The sequence below is a fragment of the Serratia sp. CoH_122_TC_1 genome, assembly GCF_058191755.1.
In genome coordinates this window covers 96,254-112,875 of record NZ_JBXWLA010000021.1, presented here as the reverse complement: position 1 = coordinate 112,875, position 16,622 = coordinate 96,254, and the positions used below count along the sequence as shown (strand labels likewise).

Sequence of the window (16,622 nt, the reverse complement as noted above, 5' to 3'; positions counted from 1 at the left end):
CTGCTCAACTACAACGGCTATAAGAAAACTAAGCTTTCCTATACTGATGTGCCTTTTCGGGCTTAGCCAGCAGTGGGAAGAATAAAATCAGTATCCAAGTTGGCGCAGTGAGTATTGCCAAAAATAATTATTAAAACGTCTGCTTTTGGCTGTGAGTTCAACCGATGGATGCAACACAGAACGGACTGTCAGATTGGGTCTGATTCTGCGCCATAGTTGTGTCAGGTCAAATCTGAGCTAATACACCTGATAACGTTGACCGAATGGTCACATGCATGTCCGTTGTCCATGTCGGCAGGATGTACGCTGGCGGGGTATATTCCTGCCATTTCCCTTCTCATAGAGACTTCCTCGTAAATAAATCAGGAACCTGGCCCCCTCCGGCAACTGGCCGGCGATGCCGTCCAGCCGTCAACCCGACTGCGCTAACCGGGCGAGCTGCCCGGCAAGCTTCGCCGAACCCCTATGGGTTTCGGGCCTGTCGGCTACGGTCTGAGGGCGAAGGTCATGGGCCCGCTTGCAGCCGGCTATTGCCGGCGCCGCTTATCACTGTTCGTCACCAAGGCGACGAACGCTGAAGACGCCCCGGCTTTCGCCGTGTCGGGTGTGTTCATCCTCTCCGGATATCGGTGGCTATCTCCCGTACGCCCCCTTGCGCGGAGGGCTGCTTGTAGCACCGCCGCCCGGGTGAGCGCAAGGGTGGAATGCACGCCGCCAGCGGCGCCCTTGCGCTCACCCGTTCGTCGTTGCTCCCTTGCCCTTTGCCGCGAAAGGTCCCGACGAGAGATGAATTAACCACCAGGCAGGAGAGAAGAATGAACACACAGAACGTCAACGTCAAAACCGCCGCTCAGGAGCCCTCGGAAAGATGGGGGGAAACCCCTGTTCTGATGTTTTCGGGGAAATACCCGGATGCCGACAGGGTAATGAGCCGACAACTTGAATTCATGGACGAGCTACACGGTGCTGCAGTTTCTGCCGACGAGCTGGAGCAGGCACTTTATGAAATTTTCAAAACGATGACGGATCGTGTCGCGTTCGACGGGGTGGCGTATTTCAATCCCGACAAGCCAAAAATCGTTTATGAGGTTGCCAAGTATTGGGTTAAGGCTCAGCGCCTTGCCGGTGAATATTTTGGCGCCATCGGGAACGCGGCATGGGAACACGCGCGGTATCGCCTCGCTATCACATTGGCAATCGATAACTCGTATGTCTGATCTTAACCGTCTGGGCGGCAATAGCTCGGAGCAATCAAGTAAGGAGGTGTTTACCGGGAAACGCAAACCCGTAAATGAAAAAAGCAGCGTTTCCGCTGCTATCTCGTGCCGGTCTACCCCTAGGAAAGTTAGCCCGGCTCTCAATAATCGATTGGAGTAAAAACTATGACTATTGAAGGTTCAATCATTACATCAACCGCTTTGTATGTAAAGCAGTTGGCGGCAAATAACGAATTGCCGAAAAAACAAACTCGCATCCTGCGGGACAGCCTCGCGGCCGCTGCGGTTCAGCCTGAACTGCGTGCATTGGGTCGGCATATTGCCAAATGTCAGCGTAAACGCCAGCCGGTACGTATTCCGGCCATGCGCGGCAGCGAGTTGGGGCAGGTATTACGCACGTTGGAACTGAAACGGGCCTACGCCTGATAACACTGACTGCCGTCCCTTCCGGGCGGCAGTTTTCCCGACTCAAACAGGAGACGCACATGACATTTTCAACAGTAGAGCAGTCTAGCAAGTGCCTCGGTGTGATGGCTGATATCACCGTTAACCCTTCCCAGGGTGGCGACCTCATTCCTTCAGTGTCCATTGATCGTATTATCGCGCAGCGCAACAGTGGCATTGCGCAATTTATGGACGGAATGACGCTTATCCATGCTGCAGCTAAACAGCTCTCTGCGGCTGCCAACAAGGATAATCTTTATGGATTCAGTGATGTAGTAAAACTTGCATTGGACTGGCGGGACAAGCCTGAGAAATACGGTGATGCGGTTGCCAAGCTGATTGATCAGAAAGTGTGGGATCGGTTGCTGAGTGATACCGGCATGTACACGCTGATGAGCAGCAAACAACGGGATGAATGGGATCGCCAACTGAACAGCAAGGATTGTCCGGAGGTCACGCTTGAGACTGTGCTGGCCACGTTCAAGCAGTTGAATTCAGAGAAGGTAAATACTTTTGAACAAGGTGTGATCGACGTGTTCCGCAGCTTGTCATGGGATTATAAAACCAACAGTCCTTGCCGTCTTGGGAAAAAAATCATCGTGGAGCGCTTTCTCAGCACATGGCGCCACGGTCATTCCAGTTTTACATGGGAAGGGCAGCAACTGCTGGATGATCTGGCCCGTCCGTTCTATCTGCTTGATGGGAAAACCGTACCGGACTTCAGAGCGGGAGATGGTCAAAAGTACGCTGATTTTTTCCGTACTGGCAACAAAATCAGTGAGCTGTGTGATCTTGAATATTTTACCGTCAAGGGTTTTGCCAAAGGGACGGGGCATATCGTGTTTAAGCGTCCCGATCTGGTCAATGAAATCAATGATATTGTGGCGCGTCAGTTCCCCGGCATGTTGCCACCCCGCCTGTAACAGGGTGAGTTAACGCTAGGAAGGCAGGGAAACCCCCTGCCTGGAAAATATGTCCGATCACGGTACTTTGCCCCTGCTGGGGACGTGTATCGACAATGTGGGGAAGCCGAGGGTGAGGCAATCCATTGTTTTGAATGTGGCGGCAATGTGTCATTTTGGCACATTGCTGCAATCATGCATATGAGTATGCCAACTGCCTAAATCGGCTGGGCAGAAAAGGCTGCTGTGGCTGCGCCACGGCGGATCACTGCCTTTCTTGTCCGATTCAGCCATGTCTTTTCCCCATCAGTTCGATATTGTCGTTTGGTTTCTCCCCTTCTTTGACGCCTCTTTTTCCTTTCGTCAGGCCTTAATAAACCCATAACGGGCTGGCGCTCCCTGCGGTGGCCGGTCGCCAGCGCCCGACCATCACCCCCACTCGACTAGCCAGCCGCACGCGGCAGACAAGTCTCGCCGAACCCTTCGGTTTCGGGCCTGCCAGCTAGGGTCTGAGAGCCAACGTCAACAGCAAGCGCTCGCTGCCGGCAGAAGCCGACGCCGCTTTCACTGGTGGCGCCATAGGCACCACCGCCAGAGACGTCCCGCCGTTCCGGCGTGCCGGATGTGTTCATTCTCACGTTTGTGTCAGTGACCATCACCCGTTGAGTACCGGCGCAGAGGGCAGGGGGTAGCACCGTCGCCCAACGCAATACCAGGGTGACGCTACGCCGCCGCCAAAAACTTTTCCTTCCTGCGGGTCAGAAAACTTTTCGTTGTCGCCCTGGTATTACGCCGTTCGCCGTTGCACCAGTGCCCTTTGCTGCGACGAAACTCACCGAGAGATGGACTAACCACCGACAAGAGGAAAACCAGAATGAACACACAAAACGTCAACACCGCTGCTCAAAAATCTTCCGAAAGATGTGATCTGGATGACTTTGAAACCTGCCGAGTCGGGCGTTTTGTGGTTCGTTTTTATGCACCATCAAGCGATGGCGCTATGCAAGGAAATTGCAGCTACATATGCAACGCCAGCAGCGAATGGGATGCGGCTTTTCAATTTGGACAGCATTGTAAGAATGCGCATTACGACATTTATTCGGTGATAGAAAAAGAACCGGTGCAGGTTGTCGCTTTGAGTTCAACTAACTACCGATTTGTACCACTGAGTTCAAGATGCTGGCGTTGTCTTGATACCGGATTTGTAGTGATCGTGACAGCCGATGGTGCGATTTATGACGAGATCATGCAGCTGTTAAAGCCATACGGCACATTGACACCAATCTTCTAAAAATCTGCGGGGCGATGGCCCCACCACTCATCACTGAGAAAATCATATGCATTCACTTAAAGAGCAAGAAAAAAAAGAGATGAAATCTGCTTTTGATTCTGAAGTAGACAGGTTAAAAAATTCGCCTGAATTTTCGCATCTCAAAATGATTGAAAAAAACAAAAATTCTACTGTTGCCGCAGTAGTCTCAGCAAACATTCGTTTGCTACTGAAACAGAGTTTTCCCGGTGTGAAATTTTCTGTCAAAAAAACCAATTATGATGCGGTTACGGTAAAATGGGAAGATGGTCCACAGAATGAAAAAGTTGAAGAGATTACGCGAAAATTTAAGAACGGTTGTTTTAACAGTATGGAAGATATTTATGAGTATAGTGAAAGTCCATTCAATGCTGTTTATGGCGGTGTGCATTACGTTTCAGTAGACCGGCGCTATAGTGATAAACTCATCGAAAAAGCCATCACGCAGTGTCGAGAAATTTTTTCTGAAGAGGTCCCTGAATGGGTTGACGTAGATGCCTATAAAAGAGGGAAACTGTTTACGATTAGCTCAGGTTTCTTTTGCCACGATAACTTACAGAGTGAAATCCGTTTTGTTCTTAGATCACTTTAAGTATCAATAAGGCGGGTAAACCCGCCATTTTCATACTGCTTGCTTAGTCTCAGGCTTTACTGCGGTCTTTGTTCGTTTTTTTGGCTGGAGACTTTGATGCACGAATGATGTCAGATATAGACTTTTCACTCACCGATATACCTACAGTCTGCAATGCGGATTTTATTTCCGTTGCTGTATAACCCTTTGATGTAGATAAAGTGATGATGTTTTCTTTCAGTGAATCGAGCAATTCAGTTCTGCTGATTTTGTTCGGCGTCAAATCGGGCAAGCATTCAAGTGTTAACTTTGCTTCTTCAAGCTGCTCCTGGGTATAAAATTTGTTTCCTGCCATTTTGTCCTCGTGATTTTCATCAATGCCAACCAGACACATTAAACCATATCAATCCTGATAGGCCAAGCCCGCCCCCTCACTGACGCCTAATCAGGCGAAAAATAACTCGCATCGCGAAGGATAGACGTAGTAAAATGACGGACAGGAAATGTTTTGTCATTACCGCCTGCACGCAGTCGATAATGCAAAACACCTGGTCAGGGCTACGCCCCGACACCCCAGTTGAGTGTTAGAGGTTGAGTTATGTCGAAAAGCGAGTCGCGTCAGAAAGGGATCATCATCCAAATTCGATGCACCGAGGAAGAGGCGGATGTCATCAAAGGCAAGGCCAGGGCAGCAGGGATTAGTACCTCCGAACTACTGCGCCGTTCCGCGCTTAACAGGAAGATCATGACCCGTACCGATACACGGTTAATGAACGAACTTCTTCGCCTGGGTGGCTTGCAAAAGCATCTCTACACTCAGATGCAGGAACAAATGACTCAGGAACTGAGCAAGCAGTTTTCAGACGTGTTGGTCGAAGTGAAAAAGGCCATCATTGCACTAGATTTGAATCTCGTACCGGCAAACGAATAAGGGCACCATGAACGTTATCATCCCAGAAAAAAGACGAGATGGCGGAACCAGCTTTATGAAGCTGGTCGGCTACCTGAGTCTGCGGGATGAGAAAAAGCCTGATGACGTTATCACGCCAGACAAAATCGATAAGTCCACTTCCCGCTCCAACCAAGCCGTTTTTGACCGCTTGGTTGATTATGTTGAGCGGCGCGACGAATTCTCACCTATGCAGGTCATCGAGAGCTTTCCTGATGGGCGAGAGCAAGTCATTGTTGGTGGTGTTGAGTGCGAAACCAATTGTTTCTCACTGGAGACGGCAGCAGCGGAAATGAATATGGTTGCTGCACAAAATCGTCACTGCAAAGACCCCGTCTATCACTTCATTTTATCCTGGCAAGCGGATGAGGCACCAACACCTGATCAGGTGTTCGATAGTGCACGTCATTGCCTGGAAAAACTGGGTATGGAACTGCACCAGTTTGTTACCGCTATCCACCGGGATACTGACAATGTTCACTGCCATATTGCGGTTAATCGTGTAAACCCGGAAACGTACCGTGCAGCTAATATGTGGAATGATGCCGATACGCTGCAACAGTGTTGCCGTGTCCTGGAGAAGCGTTTTGGTTTCAAACAAGACAATGGCAGTTGGGTGTGGGGGGATAATAATACATTGCAGCGCGCACCCTGGCGTTTTCAGAGTGCTCCACAAGGTGCCGCCAAGCGGGAGATCTTTTCTGATAAGGAAAGTCTGTATCATTATGCTGTTCGTCAGACACGCACCCAGATAACTGATGCCATTAAAAACAAGACGGCCAGCTGGAATTATTTTCACCTCTTGATGCATGCAAATGGTCTGGGGTTGCGTGAACAGTCGGGCGGGTTGGTTATATACGATCTGGAAAGACCTGACACCATGATGGTCAAGGCATCTGATGTTCACCCTACATTGGCAAAATCCAGACTTGAACCTTATTTTGGTCCGTTTGAAGGCCCTCCTTCTTTCGACTCTGGTGACCCGGAAGAAGGCGGCTATGCGATATATAACCGCTACCAACCTGAATTCCATGTGCGCGATCGTGATGCCAGAAAAGAGCGTCGAGAAGAGCGTGCTGCTGCACGAGATGATCTCAAATTGCGTTACCAACAGTATCGCGATAAATGGATCAAGCCAGACTTGAACGTGAAGATGCGTCATCAGGAAATTGCCGCACACTATCAGGCTATGAAAGGTAATGTTCGGCACAGCTATCCTGATCCACTGTTGCGCAAGCTGATGTATCGCGTGGCCGAGTTCGAGCGTATGAAAGCGACGGCTGAGCTGCGGATTCAGATCCGAGAGGAACGTAAGACCCTGTTTGAATCTGGGCAATATCGACCATTATCTTACCGTTCCTGGGTGGAACGCGAAGCCTTAACGGGTGATGTTGCCGCAGTTAGCCAGCTGCGAGGATGGGCTTACCGTGAGAAACGAAAAGCCAGGACTTCTGCCCCTAATAAACATAAAGACAGTGTATTGGTGTTTGGTGCCGCTGACGATTCACCGTTGCTTGAACGGTCTACCCATGCAACCCGCTTACATCGGAACGGTACAGTTGAATATCTGCGGGATGGGGTTGTCGGTGTGGTAGATCGTGGCGACCAGGTTGAGATTAAGCCCGGGTTTGAGGATTACGACGATACGGCGAATTACCACCTGGCTGCAGAGATTGCCGGTGCCAAAAGTGGCGAGCGTGTGGAGGTTGTGGGTGATGACGATTTCGTTGACCGCGTGTTGCTCGAAGGATGCCGCCTGAATTACCAGCAGGAAAAAGAGGTGTTCCGGCCAACAGATAATTGGCAGCGTGGTCGCTCTGAGGTTCTGGAGCATCGCCATGTTCGACCAGAGATGGGTTATGACGACCCGGCAGTATCACTACAAGCTGATGATCGCGAGGATGATGCACCAACAGTGGATTCGTATTGGGGACCACGTCCTTAAACAGAGCTTCAACAGGCAGTAAATAGAAAGTAAAGAGAGATAATTAATGTAAATCATTGCGTTAGGCGCTGATTGCACAGGGTTGAAGGCCTGTACAACCAGCTAACCACAACAACCTGAACAGGAGGCTGCCATGGCTGCCATCGATCCTAGCCAATTTAAGGCATTACACAAGTATTTTCCGGCTTTAACCCTCACTCAATTGGCCACCGCTTACATGTACTCGACAGGAATTCCTGTGGGAACCATCGCACAGCTTCGGGATGTATCGGAGGACACTGTCAAAGACTCACTCAAAGCGGCGTGTAACCGAATGCAGTTAACGTCGATATCCACAATGGGAACAGCGATTCAACTCAAGTTAAATCTTGAGTTATTAATCGCCATTGACTCAATTCAACTAAATTCATAAATCATAGTAACAAGTTTATGTCAACCCCCTTTTAAAGGGGGTTTCGCATTTTAGGAGAAAGGATTACTCTCACCATAATTATTTAGAAGAAGTAGGAAATTATAATAAATGACAGATAAGTCACAGTGGAAATCAGCCCAGACTGTTATTGAAATGACTCCTGATGTTAATCGGCTACTGACTCAGGCCGCAAAGCGGTCTGGTCGCAGCAAGGTTAAAGAGGCATCAATACGGTTGACTGATCATCTAAAAACAGTGACTGATATTGCAGTGCCTGGTCGCCGTTTTCTTTCCGATGAATCCAAGTAGCGTTACATAGAGATCCAACACCAGGGAACTCTATTTTTAGTATGTTTAAGTAATAATAAAAAGACATTGCGTTAATCCGTAGGGCTTTCTTTTACCTGGAATCTAGCGATTTTTGGGTATTAGCCCATGAGTTATTTCCACGAAACTAATAATTCACCCGTTGGGGTGGGGTGCCTGTGGCCTTATTTATACGGGGTGGTGTCCGCTATTTAACAATTTTGGAAAGTCGGACAGCATTCTGTAACTGTTTAGACCCTTATGCAAAAATGCAATGTATCTATAGGTACGATCTGCCTCTAGAGAAGATTAGCACCACCCGCGAGGGACTGGGCGCGAACAGGCAACACTGGCAGAGCAGGGATGCTGACGCAAAAGAGATTTGTGCAAGTCCATTCGAACGAGTGGGCTTGCCCGAACTGTTGTTGATATTCAGATAAGGAGATGTTGATGGCAAAAGGAAAATTAAACGCACCGAAAAAATATGTATGTAATTTTTCCGAGCTATTGACACTTGTTGAACCTGATATAAGTAAAGTAAATAGAAAGCGTAAGAGAGTTAGGCGCGACAAATTATTTTATTTAGGTGAAACAAAAGTGCAGGTAAAGAAAAAGCACAGACCGTCATCCCCAGGAATAAAAGCCTCCCCCCAAATTTCCCGCTCTAGACCCTGTGAACGCGCAGTCGCGTGTTCAGACATTCTTTGCCGCAAGGCTGCCGAGTGATAGCCCCTTTCATTGTTATTCAGCTTGTCGTCTGACTTTTTCACCTATCTATCCCACTGCGTAATTGAGGTGACTCTATTGAAAATATTCCTCCCCGTTGCCCTGGCGCCGGTGGTGTTAAGTGGGTGTGCTATCAGCACCCCTGCACCGCCGCGCGTTCCGGCACAAGAATTTGTGACGTCGTTGATCCAGGAGCAAGTACCGATTATCCAGAGGGCTCAAGCAGATCTGGCTCAGGCTAGCCGAATTCGTTTGAAACCTGCTCCGGCAGCTCGTGAGTCAGTGCCAGCGACTACTACACCGTCGCATCGCCTGCCAGATACTATTCAGCCCAAGGCATTGGCAGGTCTGCCGGTGCCTACTTTACAGGCCATCCGCTATCTCGGAGAACGCCCGGTCAGTTTGGCGCTTGCAAGAGCGGGGAAAGCTACGACGCTTCGACAAGCAATACGTCAGATTGCTCCTGCTGGATGGCAAGTTTCTTTCTCTCAAGAACTTAAACCTGATGCACGAATATCGCTGCAATGGCGTGGTAACGATCAGTGGCCGTTTGTACTGGATGAAGTGCTGCAGCAGCAGGGCAAGGTGGCATTGATCGATTGGCAGGCACAACGGATTTCCGTCGCGGCAAAATCTGCTGAGTTTGCCCCGGGTGCTGTAACCGTCCAGCCGCCAAACAAAATAGCGGTATCAACATCTACGGCTCCAGCTATGACGGATAAGCAGGGAACTGTGAGTTCTGGCCGTAATCCATTTGGTGGAAAAAAATCGGTACAAGCCCCAGCAGCAGCGGTTAAAACCACCGCATCGCTGACGTTACCTAAGACAATTATTAAGCCGAAAGTCTGGCGGATCGAGGCGGGTAGCACGTTGAAAGATACCCTATTCAGTTGGGCCGCCGCTGAGAAGTGCTCTACTCCAGACGTGGCCAATTGGACGGTCGCCTGGCTGACATCAGCAAATTACCGTATCGATGCACCGCTCCAATTTGAAGGGAGTTTCCGGGATGCATTGAATAGCCTGTTTACCTTGTACGGTACGGCGAAAGTGCCATTGTATGCCGGCATTCGCCATGCTCAGTGCGTCATTTCTGTTGACGACAAGGAAATCCACTGATGGCCAGTCAGTAGGTTCCATGCCCCTCAGTCCAAGAGGTTGCATTCGCAGCCTTAATTTCTGGAGGTACGAATGAGTTATCGCGGCAAAGTGAACATCGGCGTGATAGTTCTGTGCGCTGTGTTCTGGATTCTGATTTGGGGAGTTGTGCAATGATTTACTGGTTGCTCTCGGTCTTTCTGGGGCTCCTGGTATGGGTCAACATACCACCTCATGATCAAACAGGGGCGCAGATGCAGGATAGCACGCTGAGCCAGCGCGCTATTCAAACCGTCCGTTATATCAATGACATCAATGATTGGCGCTATAACAACCCTTCGCAAAAAGACGGCGTGATCCCTGACAGCGCCTTCGGTTGGTCACCCCTACCTGAATTACACAATGTGCTGCAGGCTGACCGTGTGTATGTCTACCAGCCGGATCAACCAGGGTTGATGGCCGCGTTGTTGGCACAGAGTCGGCACTCAGCGTTGGTTGGAAAGGTCGCAGGAAGACGTCTGATCGACAGCTTTGGCAATGACATGCAGGTTAATGTACCGGCCAGCATTGCTGACGGCAGCCTGGTGTACCTCAACTAATCTCTCCTCACCGCAAGGTTAAAAATGAAAAAACACCTCCCCTTAACCGGGCTGGCGGCAACATTGTGTTTGCTGCTTTCCGGCTGTGCGCCGCTTGAGCGCATCGACAAGATCGACAACACGGTCTCGCAAGACGAAAAACAGGCAGATAAGCATCTGAATGCCCTTAAAAAGGGTTCTGTGGTACGTGATCTGACCTCTCAATGGATCAACCCTTACCCGTTAAATACCCAGTCAGGCGGCAATAACTTACTGCCACCTTGTGCTGTGGCTATCAATCGGCCTGGGAGTATCACGCTGGCGGAAGTGAGCGCCTTCATCAGTAAACGATGCCGCCTGCCTGTCGTCGTCACCCCGGATGCACAAGCCATGCTCGCCCCAACAGGAGGCGGGAAGACGGAACAACTCAGTGGCCCCGTTCCCGCACCAGACCCTAATGGGATGGTACCTTTGGCCGCGTTGGGTGGCTCACCCGCCAGAGCTGCACCGGCCGTTACCGGTGGTACTTCACTCAGGGGCGTGTTCTGGCAGGGGGAGTTGGGCGGTTTGCTCGACAATGTCACCACTCGCCTGGGATTGTCATGGCGTTATGAGCAAGGCCGGATCGCCATTTTCTATCTCGACACTCGGACGTTCCCGGTCATGTTTATGGACAGTAAGGCGAGCTTTGGCTCCAAAACCGTGAGTGGCACCACCTCATCGATGGGGGCTACGGGCGACAGCAGCGGCGGTGGGCTCAGTGGCGACTCCAATACCTCGCAAGCGACAGAGATGGAAATCAAGTCGAGCCTGTACGAGGACGTCACCAATACCATCAAGTCGATGTTGACGCCGGGTACCGGGCGCATGAATTTGTCCGCCGGTGTACTGACTGTTACGGATACACCACGCGTGCTTGAGCAGATAGGCCGCTATCTGGATGACCGTAATAAAGAACTCAACCGACAGGTGGTGCTCAACGTCCAGGTCTACAGCGTTGAGAAACGTACTCAGGATCAGTACGGCATTGACTGGAACGCTGTGTTCAACAGTGGCAGCGTCGGGTTGTCTCTGACCAATGCGTTCACCGGGGCTTCGTCCGATGCCCTGAATGGCGGTATTTCCATACTGGATGGTAAAGGGGCAGGCACCAAGGCCTTTATCAAAGCCTTGTCCGAGCAGGCGAACGTCAGCGTGATGACAGAAGCCTCAAGCATGACGACTAACCTGTCAGCGGTGCCGATCCAGGTTGCGCTGCAGCAGGACTATGCCTCCAACGTGACCACGGAGAACACGGCTAACGTCGGCTCATCGAGCAGCATCACCAAATCGACCATCACGACGGGCTTCAATATGACGGTGCTGCCGTTCCTGATGCCCCAGTCGCCAAAAATGCAGCTGCAGTTTGCAATCAATATGTCGGATGACCCGACCATGCGCACGTTCACCAGTGACAACACCTCAGTTGAACTCATGAAAACGCGCCTCAAGACCTTTACACAGCGCGTCATTATGCAGTCTGGACAGACGTTGGTGCTGAGTGGTTATCAGTCTCTTAATAATACCGCCAACCGCCAGGGTGTCGGCAGTTTCCGTTTCTTTGGACTCGGGGGCGGTGCCAACGGTGAAAACAACAAAACCATGCTGGTCATTCTTATCACTCCGGTCATTTTGGGATAAGCCATGAAACAACAGACTACCTATACGCTGCAGAATGGGAGTGCCTGGCTGGTTGCCGGATTGCACTGGCAGTATCTGCCGCTACGTGGGCGCCGTAGCATGCGCTTACGTGCTAAAGAAGCGCATGCCACACATTGGGCGGCGTTACCTACCGGAGATGGCCAGGCGCAAGGCACTTTGCTTGGCACCGTCACCCTCACGGACAAAACACGACGAAAAGGGGGGCGTCATACATTGGCATCGATGGCGTTAGCCGTCCTGCCGGCATTACCAGAGGCCTGTTACGGTGTTTTCCCGTTACCGGATGGCCAATACTGGTTTGTGGCTGTCAACGACGGCATGTTGTCTCCGTTCGGCGATATCGTGGGTGATGACGCTGTCATACGAACAGCGGTGTCTAATTTTCTGCAAATCACCTCCGAACCGCCGGCGGGTTGGACAATATATGCCCCGAGCGGTTTCTTTCCCGAACAAAGTGCCGAAGATAAGGCGCTCTCGACACTGACCGACAACAAGGTCGGTTTGCGACGCGCCCGTCTGAGTAAAACCCATAATCCGCAGATGCTGTGGCTGTGGGGTATTGCGGTGGTGGCGTTGGGCGTAGGGTATACCGGCTATTCGACATGGCAGGCGCATAAGGAAGAGGCGCGTATTGCCGCTGCTCAGGCGGCGCTGATGGCCAGGCAACAATTGGAGCAACAGGCACCGGCCGACAACCTGAAACCCTGGGCAACGCAACCGCGATTCCCGCCGATGCTCAGCGCCTGCAGTAGCGTGTGGAAAGACGCGCAGATCTCTATTGCCGGCTGGGTATTCAATACGGCGACGTGTGATGCTCACGGCAAGATAACGCTGCACTACACCTTGCCGAACGGGGGCACCGTGGGGGACTTTGCCTTGCGGTTACCCGTTCTCTATGGCTCAGATATTCAACCTGTGTTTAATATTCCCGGCAGCGCGGATGACGCTTCGTTTGCGTTACCGGTATCACTTTCTCCTCCTGAACACCCCGAAGCGCTGCTCCCTGGCAGCCAGCAAATCCAGCATCTGACCAGCTATGCCCAGCGCATCAATGCCCGTTTGCGCCTTAGTGAAATGGACGCGAGCACCCAGTTAACGCAAGGCGACGTACAAAGCCTGCCGTGGCGCACCTACAGCTTTACGTTCATTACCGACATTCCGCCCGATAGGTTGTTTGCGCCAACGCGCTTCAACAGCAGCGGGATAAGGGCGTCCAGTATCACGACGACGCTCAAGAACAACCGTCTGGAATACACCATTGAGGGACTTCTGTATGCCAACCGTTAAATCCTGGGTAACACCCTGGGCGTTGTGCCTGGTGCTAACCGCACCCAGTGTATTCGCCGCGCCTGTCGCTGACATACCGGCGGCTCCACTTGCGATACCTTCGGCTGAAAAACCGGTGAAGTCGCCAACGTCAGTCGATATTCCCCTGCCAACCACATTCACCCGCACAGAGGCTGGGCGGGCGTTAAATCTGGGGCAACTCGAAGCCATACAGGCTGAGACGGTGCTGTATGAGGCTCAGCTTGCCAGGGCAAAAGCGTTGAATGAACTGCAAAAGAACGGCTACGACCGCGCCCTGGATCAGCCTTTCAATCCGGCACCGCCTTCTCAGGACAATAAGGCGGAGGTTAAGGGGGCAACTCAAGATGCTGTTCCTCCACAAATCGTGGAGATCACCGGTACCGGCAAGGGGTTTACGGCCGTGCTGGCTCTCAGCAACGGCAATCAGGTCACGGTGCAGTCAGGGAATCGCATTCCGGGTACGGAATACGTTGTTAAACGGATCAATCTCAATGAGGTCGTTGTCGCCGGGAAGAACCAAACGCTGGTGTCTCTTTCCTTTGCGGGGTAACCGATATGTATGAGAAACGTGGTTCAACCTATATCCATTTAGATCTGGCCAATTCTGACGCCCCGACGCTGTATGTGTCTGACGCGCACAATAACAGTCTGGCCGTCACGTCAGAGATTGCCGGTGCGTATAAGAAATACCCCAGACTGCAGGTTAAGCGGGTTCAGCTCGACAAGCTGAAAGAGTTGCAGCAAAGCCAGGTAACCGACAACCCCGAGGCTAACGATTATTCCGCTCAACAGGCGAAAATCATCGGGTTTTTTAGGGAAGCCAAGAAGAAAGGCGCCAGTGATATTCATCTGCTGATCGGGATAAATAATGTGACAGTGGTGCAATTTCGTGTGCACGGCGACCTCGAAACGGTGATGCAGCTGGATCGCGCCGAAGGAATGACGCTGGCGTCGACGATTGTGATGTCCATGTGCGATGTGGCCGAGAAAAGCTTTAATCCCAATCGCGCTCAGGATGGGCGGGTGCGCAAAGAGTTCCTGCAGGGCCTTAAGCTTTTCGGCGCACGCTATGCGCATACGCCGGCAGAATTTGGGTTGTATGTGGTGATGCGCATTTTGCCTGATGAAGGAAAGGCCCCACCCACGCTGGATGAACTGGGATTTTTACCGGAACAGCAAACGCTCATTCGCCGCATGCTGGCACGCCCTGAGGGCGTCATTATCCTCTCCGGGCCGACCGGCTCAGGGAAAAGTACCTCTCTGCGCACGTTCAGCGAAATGTACCTGTCTTTTACCGGGCATAGAAAACGCCTGATGACGCTGGAAGATCCGCCTGAGGGGCTGATTCTGGGGGCGGTGCAGACCCCCATCATTGCTGATAAAAACGACCCGGATGCGGTTAGCCGCGCCTGGGTTCGGTCTATTTCTGCAGCTTTACGGTTAGACCCCGATGCCATGGTTGTCGGCGAAATTCGTGATGCCAACTCGGTTAAATCTGCACTTACGGCGGCCAAGTCCGGCCACTTGGTGGAAACCACGCTGCATGCGAATGATGCTGTCGGCATTCTTGACCGTCTGACAGACACGTTGGGCATCCCTATGGGACAGGTGGCCGATCCTCAAGTCATGATCGGTTTAATCGCTCAACGACTGGTGCAACTGCTGTGTCCGCACTGCAAGAAAAGCTGGTGTGACGTCAGTGACGGCCTGGAAGAAGAGAAAAAAGCGTTACTTGAGCGCTTTTGCCGCGTGGAGACGTTGGCCTTTCGCCATCCGGAGGGATGCAAGCATTGTTATAAGGGCGTGACGGGGCGACGTGTCATTGCTGAAGTTATTCGTCCCGACGCCAAATTTATGGAGCTGTTTCGCCATGACGGCAAGCTGGCCGCGCGCAGTTATTGGGTGAACGTGCTGGGCGGCATTACTCGCGGGCAGCACCTGTTGCGTTATCTCAATGCCGGGCTGGTCGACCCGATTGATGCGGATTACATCAGTCCGCTTGACGAGGACAGTCTGACCTTGCTACCCCCGGAGGTCATATCATGATTTCCCGCTTGCGCGAACGTCTGACGGTATTGCGGGGCAATATGCCGTCATCGGAAAAAATGAATGAGGGCTTAGGCCGTTGGTTGGCGCAAAAAACCTTCTCTACGGCCGACCGCCTGACGCTCTACGAAGACCTGGCGTTTCTGCTCGACAATAACCTTAAAGTAGAAAAAGCCATCAATTCAATGATAGGGAGCTACGGGAACAAGCGCCCCCCTGTGGTCTATTGCCTGGAAGATATGCTCAGTGCGCTGCGTCAGGGTAAATCAGTCGATCAGGGGTTGGCGCCCTGGATACCCCGACAGGAAGCCGCCATCCTCAGTTCCGGTGTTCAGGACGGTAACCTGGCAGCCGCCTTATATCGGGCGATCACCGTGGTTCAGGGAATGTCGGATATGAAATCAGCGCTGGTTTCCACACTGGCTTACCCGATGCTGCTGATGGCAACCACATTCGCCATGATGAAGATGGTGACTGTCTACTTTCTTCCTCGCCTGGAGTCATTATCTTCCCGAGAAAACTGGACTGGGGGGCTATGGTGGCTCAGCGCCATCTCAGAGTTCTTTGTTAATCATGCAATTATTCTCAGTGGGCTGGTGATCCTGTTGATTGGGTTTGTTATCTGGTCGATGCCAAATCTGATTGGGAAAATACGACAGCATGTTTTGGACCGTTTACTGCCCTGGAGCGTGTATCGCGACGTGCTCGGCGTGGGTTTCCTGCTGAATTTCAGTGCGCTGATGCGTGCTCAGGTGAAGACGGAAGACGCCATCGAGATGCTAAGTCGCTATGCACCGCCCTGGCTGTATGAACGTTTGGCCGCAACCCAGCGTCAGGTTAGGCAAGGTGACCACCTGGGGTTGGCATTACGCAATGCCGGCTACGGATTTCCCTCCCCACGCGCTATCGACAAACTGGTCCTGCTGACGGACGGCGATAACGCTGAAATGATTATTGAAAATTTTGCACGGGCTTGGCTTGTGCAAACCGTAGCCCGGATCAAGCGGACGGCGTCTTTGCTTTCTTACATCGCATTGGGCACCAACGCTGGCTACATGATCCTGATCCTCCTGGCCACACAAAACCTCAACGATCTCGTGGGCTCACGCTAAG

19 protein-coding genes are annotated in these 16,622 nt (G+C 51.7%); 17 read left to right on the top strand and 2 right to left on the bottom strand.

Annotated features, from left to right (window positions below):
* Nucleotides 1–815 precede the first annotated feature (815 nt).
* From AC2FC2_RS23215 to AC2FC2_RS23205, 3 genes are all read left to right on the top strand, one after another.
* Entirely contained in the window at nucleotides 816–1,217 is a 402-nt protein-coding gene (locus AC2FC2_RS23215) for a dehydrogenase (RefSeq protein WP_129942266.1), read from the top strand.
* Nucleotides 1,218–1,382: 165 nt separating this feature from the next.
* Entirely contained in the window at nucleotides 1,383–1,643 is a 261-nt protein-coding gene (locus AC2FC2_RS23210; RefSeq protein ID WP_165366497.1) for a hypothetical protein, read from the top strand.
* A gap of 59 nt (nucleotides 1,644–1,702) precedes the next feature.
* Nucleotides 1,703–2,584: a DUF4942 domain-containing protein gene (locus AC2FC2_RS23205; protein WP_394802836.1), complete on the top strand. Its 882-nt coding sequence runs from the start codon at nucleotides 1,703–1,705 to the stop codon at nucleotides 2,582–2,584.
* Nucleotides 2,585–3,006: 422 nt separating this feature from the next.
* Here AC2FC2_RS23205 and AC2FC2_RS23200 read toward each other — a convergent pair whose 3' ends face one another.
* Nucleotides 3,007–3,201 carry a hypothetical protein gene (locus tag AC2FC2_RS23200; protein WP_253083452.1) on the bottom strand — a complete coding sequence of 65 codons (195 nt, stop codon included), beginning with the start codon at nucleotides 3,199–3,201 and terminating at the stop codon, nucleotides 3,007–3,009.
* Between the two features lie 236 nt (nucleotides 3,202–3,437).
* Here AC2FC2_RS23200 and AC2FC2_RS23195 point away from each other — a divergent pair, with 236 nt between their 5' ends.
* Nucleotides 3,438–3,854: a protein TraE gene (locus AC2FC2_RS23195; RefSeq protein ID WP_129942267.1), complete on the top strand. Its 417-nt coding sequence runs from the start codon at nucleotides 3,438–3,440 to the stop codon at nucleotides 3,852–3,854.
* Nucleotides 3,855–3,900: 46 nt separating this feature from the next.
* Complete coding sequence (locus tag AC2FC2_RS23190; protein ID WP_129942268.1) at nucleotides 3,901–4,464, top strand: LPD29 domain-containing protein; 564 nt, start codon at nucleotides 3,901–3,903, stop codon at nucleotides 4,462–4,464.
* Nucleotides 4,465–4,513: 49 nt separating this feature from the next.
* On the opposite strand, the gene AC2FC2_RS23185 is transcribed toward AC2FC2_RS23190, so the two are convergent.
* Nucleotides 4,514–4,798, bottom strand: a complete 285-nt coding sequence (locus tag AC2FC2_RS23185) for a mobilization protein (RefSeq protein ID WP_129942269.1) — start codon at nucleotides 4,796–4,798, stop codon at nucleotides 4,514–4,516.
* Between the two features lie 243 nt (nucleotides 4,799–5,041).
* Here AC2FC2_RS23185 and mobA point away from each other — a divergent pair, with 243 nt between their 5' ends.
* The 12 genes from mobA to AC2FC2_RS23125 all read left to right on the top strand — a co-directional run bounded on the left by mobA (nucleotide 5,042) and on the right by AC2FC2_RS23125 (nucleotide 16,621).
* Complete coding sequence (gene mobA, locus AC2FC2_RS23180; RefSeq protein WP_129942270.1) at nucleotides 5,042–5,374, top strand: plasmid mobilization protein MobA; 333 nt, start codon at nucleotides 5,042–5,044, stop codon at nucleotides 5,372–5,374.
* Between the two features lie 7 nt (nucleotides 5,375–5,381).
* On the top strand, nucleotides 5,382–7,337 hold the full coding sequence (gene traI / locus AC2FC2_RS23175; RefSeq protein WP_129942271.1) for a TraI/MobA(P) family conjugative relaxase: 1,956 nt from the start codon (nucleotides 5,382–5,384) through the stop codon (nucleotides 7,335–7,337).
* 133 nt (nucleotides 7,338–7,470) lie between these two features.
* Complete coding sequence (locus AC2FC2_RS23170; RefSeq protein ID WP_129942272.1) at nucleotides 7,471–7,749, top strand: hypothetical protein; 279 nt, start codon at nucleotides 7,471–7,473, stop codon at nucleotides 7,747–7,749.
* A gap of 108 nt (nucleotides 7,750–7,857) precedes the next feature.
* Nucleotides 7,858–8,058: a TraY domain-containing protein gene (locus AC2FC2_RS23165; RefSeq protein ID WP_074423389.1), complete on the top strand. Its 201-nt coding sequence runs from the start codon at nucleotides 7,858–7,860 to the stop codon at nucleotides 8,056–8,058.
* 447 nt (nucleotides 8,059–8,505) lie between these two features.
* A complete protein-coding gene (locus tag AC2FC2_RS23160) occupies nucleotides 8,506–8,781 on the top strand; it encodes a hypothetical protein (protein ID WP_129942273.1) in 276 nt (91 codons plus the stop codon).
* Between the two features lie 78 nt (nucleotides 8,782–8,859).
* Complete coding sequence (locus tag AC2FC2_RS23155) at nucleotides 8,860–9,897, top strand: toxin co-regulated pilus biosynthesis Q family protein (protein ID WP_161739312.1); 1,038 nt, start codon at nucleotides 8,860–8,862, stop codon at nucleotides 9,895–9,897.
* Nucleotides 9,898–10,049: 152 nt separating this feature from the next.
* Nucleotides 10,050–10,475 (top strand): type IV pilus biogenesis protein PilM, encoded by a 426-nt coding sequence (gene pilM / locus AC2FC2_RS23150; protein WP_048795517.1) that lies wholly within the window; start codon nucleotides 10,050–10,052, stop codon nucleotides 10,473–10,475.
* A 24-nt stretch (nucleotides 10,476–10,499) separates the two neighbouring features.
* On the top strand, nucleotides 10,500–12,134 hold the full coding sequence (pilN, locus tag AC2FC2_RS23145; RefSeq protein ID WP_129942275.1) for a PilN family type IVB pilus formation outer membrane protein: 1,635 nt from the start codon (nucleotides 10,500–10,502) through the stop codon (nucleotides 12,132–12,134).
* 3 nt (nucleotides 12,135–12,137) lie between these two features.
* Nucleotides 12,138–13,442, top strand: coding sequence for a type 4b pilus protein PilO2 (gene pilO2, locus AC2FC2_RS23140; protein ID WP_129942276.1), 1,305 nt, complete (start codon nucleotides 12,138–12,140; stop codon nucleotides 13,440–13,442).
* Nucleotides 13,429–14,013 carry a type IV pilus biogenesis protein PilP gene (gene pilP / locus AC2FC2_RS23135; protein WP_129942277.1) on the top strand — a complete coding sequence of 195 codons (585 nt, stop codon included), beginning with the start codon at nucleotides 13,429–13,431 and terminating at the stop codon, nucleotides 14,011–14,013. The genes pilO2 and pilP overlap by 14 nt, the downstream gene beginning before the upstream one ends.
* A 5-nt stretch (nucleotides 14,014–14,018) precedes the next feature.
* Entirely contained in the window at nucleotides 14,019–15,509 is a 1,491-nt protein-coding gene (locus AC2FC2_RS23130; protein WP_129942278.1) for a GspE/PulE family protein, read from the top strand.
* Nucleotides 15,506–16,621 carry a type II secretion system F family protein gene (locus tag AC2FC2_RS23125; protein WP_129942279.1) on the top strand — a complete coding sequence of 372 codons (1,116 nt, stop codon included), beginning with the start codon at nucleotides 15,506–15,508 and terminating at the stop codon, nucleotides 16,619–16,621. The genes AC2FC2_RS23130 and AC2FC2_RS23125 overlap by 4 nt, the downstream gene beginning before the upstream one ends.
* The last annotated feature ends 1 nt before the right edge of the window (nucleotide 16,622 follow it).

Excerpts from the sequence above, each read along its gene's own strand:
- pilP (WP_129942277.1), top strand. The coding sequence starts at position 13,429 with ATGCCAACCGTTAAATCCTGGGTAACACCCTGGGCGTTGTGCCTGGTG.
- AC2FC2_RS23215 (WP_129942266.1), top strand. The coding sequence starts at position 816 with ATGAACACACAGAACGTCAACGTCAAAACCGCCGCTCAGGAGCCCTCG.
- traI (WP_129942271.1), top strand. The coding sequence starts at position 5,382 with ATGAACGTTATCATCCCAGAAAAAAGACGAGATGGCGGAACCAGCTTT.
- pilO2 (WP_129942276.1), top strand. The coding sequence starts at position 12,138 with ATGAAACAACAGACTACCTATACGCTGCAGAATGGGAGTGCCTGGCTG.
- AC2FC2_RS23165 (WP_074423389.1), top strand. The coding sequence starts at position 7,858 with ATGACAGATAAGTCACAGTGGAAATCAGCCCAGACTGTTATTGAAATG.
- AC2FC2_RS23205 (WP_394802836.1), top strand. The coding sequence starts at position 1,703 with ATGACATTTTCAACAGTAGAGCAGTCTAGCAAGTGCCTCGGTGTGATG.
- pilN (WP_129942275.1), top strand. The coding sequence starts at position 10,500 with ATGAAAAAACACCTCCCCTTAACCGGGCTGGCGGCAACATTGTGTTTG.
- AC2FC2_RS23195 (WP_129942267.1), top strand. The coding sequence starts at position 3,438 with ATGAACACACAAAACGTCAACACCGCTGCTCAAAAATCTTCCGAAAGA.
- AC2FC2_RS23185 (WP_129942269.1), bottom strand. The coding sequence starts at position 4,798 with ATGGCAGGAAACAAATTTTATACCCAGGAGCAGCTTGAAGAAGCAAAG.
- AC2FC2_RS23210 (WP_165366497.1), top strand. The coding sequence starts at position 1,383 with ATGACTATTGAAGGTTCAATCATTACATCAACCGCTTTGTATGTAAAG.
- mobA (WP_129942270.1), top strand. The coding sequence starts at position 5,042 with ATGTCGAAAAGCGAGTCGCGTCAGAAAGGGATCATCATCCAAATTCGA.
- AC2FC2_RS23190 (WP_129942268.1), top strand. The coding sequence starts at position 3,901 with ATGCATTCACTTAAAGAGCAAGAAAAAAAAGAGATGAAATCTGCTTTT.
- AC2FC2_RS23130 (WP_129942278.1), top strand. The coding sequence starts at position 14,019 with ATGTATGAGAAACGTGGTTCAACCTATATCCATTTAGATCTGGCCAAT.
- AC2FC2_RS23160 (WP_129942273.1), top strand. The coding sequence starts at position 8,506 with ATGGCAAAAGGAAAATTAAACGCACCGAAAAAATATGTATGTAATTTT.
- AC2FC2_RS23125 (WP_129942279.1), top strand. The coding sequence starts at position 15,506 with ATGATTTCCCGCTTGCGCGAACGTCTGACGGTATTGCGGGGCAATATG.
- pilM (WP_048795517.1), top strand. The coding sequence starts at position 10,050 with ATGATTTACTGGTTGCTCTCGGTCTTTCTGGGGCTCCTGGTATGGGTC.
- AC2FC2_RS23170 (WP_129942272.1), top strand. The coding sequence starts at position 7,471 with ATGGCTGCCATCGATCCTAGCCAATTTAAGGCATTACACAAGTATTTT.